Source organism: Leptolyngbya sp. BC1307, from assembly GCF_002286735.1.
Lineage (GTDB): Bacteria > Cyanobacteriota > Cyanobacteriia > Phormidesmidales > Phormidesmidaceae > Phormidesmis.
This window is the reverse complement of record NZ_NRTA01000103.1, coordinates 1-3,692: the sequence shown is the minus strand read 5'-3', so window position 1 is coordinate 3,692 and position 3,692 is coordinate 1. Positions and strand designations below refer to the sequence as shown.

The 3,692-nt window shown below is 48.6% G+C and carries 6 protein-coding genes; 2 read left to right on the top strand and 4 right to left on the bottom strand.

Going from position 1 to position 3,692, the window contains the following annotated elements; genetic code table 11:
• Nucleotides 1–528 precede the first annotated feature (528 nt).
• Entirely contained in the window at nucleotides 529–876 is a 348-nt protein-coding gene (locus tag CKL79_RS23620; RefSeq protein ID WP_205879184.1) for a transposase, read from the top strand.
• Entirely contained in the window at nucleotides 803–1,165 is a 363-nt protein-coding gene (locus tag CKL79_RS23615) for a transposase (RefSeq protein WP_205879183.1), read from the top strand. Before CKL79_RS23620 ends, CKL79_RS23615 begins: the two co-directional genes overlap by 74 nt.
• Here the strand turns inward: CKL79_RS23615 and CKL79_RS21990 are convergent.
• From CKL79_RS21990 to CKL79_RS21975, 4 genes are all read right to left on the bottom strand, one after another.
• Nucleotides 1,162–1,524 carry a hypothetical protein gene (locus CKL79_RS21990; protein ID WP_121971657.1) on the bottom strand — a complete coding sequence of 121 codons (363 nt, stop codon included), beginning with the start codon at nucleotides 1,522–1,524 and terminating at the stop codon, nucleotides 1,162–1,164. The two genes, CKL79_RS23615 and CKL79_RS21990, sit on opposite strands and share 4 nt — an antisense overlap.
• Complete coding sequence (locus tag CKL79_RS21985; protein WP_121971656.1) at nucleotides 1,521–1,940, bottom strand: helix-turn-helix domain-containing protein; 420 nt, start codon at nucleotides 1,938–1,940, stop codon at nucleotides 1,521–1,523. The genes CKL79_RS21990 and CKL79_RS21985 overlap by 4 nt, the downstream gene beginning before the upstream one ends.
• A 379-nt stretch (nucleotides 1,941–2,319) precedes the next feature.
• Nucleotides 2,320–2,769, bottom strand: a complete 450-nt coding sequence (locus CKL79_RS21980) for a sulfur transferase domain-containing protein (protein WP_121971655.1) — start codon at nucleotides 2,767–2,769, stop codon at nucleotides 2,320–2,322.
• Between the two features lie 323 nt (nucleotides 2,770–3,092).
• Nucleotides 3,093–3,692 (bottom strand): transposase (locus CKL79_RS21975; RefSeq protein WP_141242174.1); only part of this gene is annotated, 600 nt, incomplete at its 5' end.

Sequence of the window (3,692 nt, the reverse complement as noted above, 5' to 3'; positions counted from 1 at the left end):
AACATCACCGTTAGCGGACTTTCGCTGACGAAACGTTCAAATACTTCTGCCAAAATCATCGTTGAATTGACCTGCTTTTGTGCGGCTACCTCTCCATCATTCAACCGCTAGCAGGGCGGTGGCACGCTTGCTTTAACCAACTTAACGATTGGCGTTTTCGGGACTGATAAGCCAAAGCTCCCTATAGAAAGGGTTACAGAAATTATTAAGCAGCCTTGGAATGACCTTTAGAGGGCTGGTTGAAGACAGTTCAACGACGATTCGACCATTTGCTGTGTCCAGATTCCAGCGATTCAAGGCTAAACCGGTTTGATTAGGCAGTAGATGCTGTAGAAGTTCCATGAGAGTAGCCAAGGATAAGGATCTCAGTCTGTTTCTCATGTGACCCATCAAGATCACCTAAAGTGCGCAAGAGCCCGAAGTGAACGTCATTTTGCAATACTGGCTCAATCCCCCCCCGACCCAGCCTTCGACGACAAAGTCAAAGACATCTGCGAAGTCTACCTGAGTGCTCAGGAGCGGGCGGCTGTGGGAGAGCGCACGGTCAGTCTCGATGAGATGACTGGGATTCAAGCGCTAGAGCGCAAAGCCCCAGACTTGCCGATGCGTCCTGGGAAAATCCACCGCCGAGAATTTGAGTATATCCGCCACGGTACCCAAACCTTGATTGCTAGTTTTGATGTAGCTCAGGGGCAGGTGATTGCTGCGAGTGTGGGCGAGACCCGCACCGAAGCAGACTACTTGGCGCAGGTCCAGCACACGGTTGGCACCGACCCAAAGGCGACTAAATGGCACTTGGGTCATGGACTGCTTAAATACCCATCAATCGGCATCGCTGGTGCGCTATGTCGCCCAAGTCGAGGGATTGGACATTGACCTCGGACTCAAGGGCAAGCGTGGCATCCTGCACTCAATGGCAACCCGAACTGCCTTTTTGACTGACCCCACCCATCACATTGTCTTTCACTTCACGCCCAAGCATTGTTCTTGGCTCAATCAAATTGAAATCTGGTTTGGCATCCTGATGCGAAAGTTACTCAAACGTGGCAATTTTCTCAGTCAAGCTGACTTGAAAACTCGCATCCTTGACTTCATCGATTATTTCAATCGCACCATGGCAAAGCCTTTTCAATGGACTTATAAAGGGAAGGCTCTCACTGCTTAAAAAGGGTATCTAGACTTACGCCCTAGCCTACTAGCGACTTCGGTGGCCCAATCGGTCTTTGTCCGTTGCGGTCGCACCGTGGCCTGTCGCCATCCCGCCGCCGGTTCAGTGAACATAAAGATGCTGGCTGTGCCCGCTCGCTCATATTCATAATCAACCCGCTGGCCATGCGCTGCTGTCGCCGCAATCGGTCGGCTGGTTTCTTTGAGCAGTTGCACTGGCTGCTCATCCATACAAATGACGGGACAAGTCGGGTCGTAAGGCCGCTCGTAGGTATCGAGCACTTCCTCCATGTGAGCCACAAACTCGCCATCGGCTTCGGGTGGAATCACCCAGTACTCAATCTTGCGATTGGTCATGCCGTTTTTTTCAGCGTCTGCCGCACTGTTTCGTGACTCATCTCCGTCACGATCTCAAGCTCGACGACTTTTCGCGCTAACAGCCGCAATGACCAGTTGGCATAGCCTTTAGGCGGTGAGCCTAAACCCATCGCAATCACCTGAGCTGCTTGGGCACCATCTAAGCGTTTGGCCGTTGGCGGCTGGCTGCGTTTTAGCCCATTCAACGTCGCTGCAAAGCCATTCTCTACCAACCGGCGGCGGATGTTTTCTACCGTTTGGGGCCGACAGTTAAAGGCATCGGCGATCGCCTGGTCTGTCCACTTTGGCCCGTCAACATCTGCCTTCAGCAAAATCTGGGCACGACGAACCTTCTGGCTGCTACCTTTCAACCGTTTGATGACTTCGTGTAGTTCGCTTTTCTCTAATTCGCTCAATCAAACGATGTATCGCTTCTGCATAAGGACTCCGGCTCGCTTTATCCAATCTCGCCTATTTCAACACTCTTGCCAACCCTCATTCTTAGTCTTGACGCTGCACTAGTAGGATAAGCGCAATACCTAAAATCTGATAAACCAAAGGAAGTTATGACGAGGGGTTGACAGTCTCAAAGCTAGCCTGGTACCAAGCAGCCATTCTGCCTGGTACGCTAAAGATCTTTCGCAGGCAACCATCTCGTCGAACGTTTAGAATGAGTGCCTTGCCTGTTTCTTCAGAGCTGATAAAGTAAGAGAAATAGCCCAAGCTTTCCGGATAAAGCTTTCTGAAAAACATAATCGCTTTTAGGGAGAAAAAACTTCGGAAAGCTGGGAAGCATTAGGTTTTGCTGTGCTGATTGATATAGCTGACGAAGAACTGCTTCATTTGAGGATGGGCATCGCAGTCAAAGCCTGATGTTTTGCCCTTATCCAGTGCGGTTTGGGCGCTCTTATTATGCTTTACGGCGTCGTATATGAGCGCGATCGCACCAGAGCGCAGCCCGCTTTTACAGTGAGCTAACACGGGTTTGGGCAGCTGTTCTATTTTTGCTAAAACCTCGTCAACAAGCGCTTCGTCCATCTCACTCAGCTTGACCGCAATATTGGCATAGGTAAGCCCTGCGGCCTCTACCTGCTGTGATTCAGCCTCTAATACACCTTCTTCTTGAGCATCCCGGAGGTTGAGCACTGACTTGAATCCAGCTTTCTCGGCCTGGTCAAACTGTTCAGATGAAGGCTGATTGGTCGCAATCGAAATGTCTTCGTTGATCTTCTTAACGTTTTCCATAGGACAATCTAAACAGAACATGCAAGCGCTTTCAGATTTATTTGAGTCTTAAGCAATTAACACTACTTGTAACTATATTGCTATGTGGTCATACAATCGATAGATATAATCTATCTCTTACTTCCGACAGAGTTACCAATACTTGTCTGAGATAGCACTTGCTAAAAATCGGTCGAGCCTTTCGACTCACACGAATGTCAGTTACCCAATCAGCACCTGGCTTAACGCTCGAAGCGACCTACTAGAAGTCCTGAGAAAGCGCAAATAACACTATTTAGTAATATAGTTAGGAGTTACGCATTGACAAATACAGTGTGACAATGCTAGGCGAAAGCAGTTTCCTCCACGTTTTCTAGAATAAACTGGCGAATGACCGGCACAAATAGCTGACGCGATATCTCATAGCAGTTGTTGATGATCCCTTTGATGCACATCGTCTGTAGCTTGCAAAAAGCACGTAGTGCACAAAAAACGTGATTACGAATAGCCTGTTCATCTCGCACATAAAAGCGCTCGATATTACACACCTGTTTAATCACTCTATGAAAACATTCAATCTGCCAATGCTCACTATGAACTTGCTTAAAGGTCTCTCGTGAGAGCTGTTTCAAAGCCTCTAAGTCTGGTCGATACAAGATGTAATATCGCTGCTCGTTTTTGAACGGCGCACAAAACACTTTGACCCAGCCAAATGCCTTGAGATAGACCATCAAGCCATCAGCTGTAATCTCTAGAGTCCCTATCTGCACTGACGTTCCACGCTCTACCGAGACCAGCCGATTATTCGCTACCCCAAATAGAAAACCCACTTTCTCGTTTCTGAGAAACTTCAGATTCTCTAGGCTCGAATACCAACTGTCTCCGGTCACCCACGACGGCTTCAGGCCCCAGGATTGAACCTCTAGCACCATCTCTCTAAAATA

Bases quoted from the DNA above. Each gene is read 5' to 3' on its own strand.
- CKL79_RS21990 (WP_121971657.1), bottom strand. From the start codon at position 1,524: ATGACCAATCGCAAGATTGAGTACTGGGTGATTCCACCCGAAGCCGAT.
- CKL79_RS21980 (WP_121971655.1), bottom strand. From the start codon at position 2,769: ATGGAAAACGTTAAGAAGATCAACGAAGACATTTCGATTGCGACCAAT.
- CKL79_RS23615 (WP_205879183.1), top strand. From the start codon at position 803: ATGGACTGCTTAAATACCCATCAATCGGCATCGCTGGTGCGCTATGTC.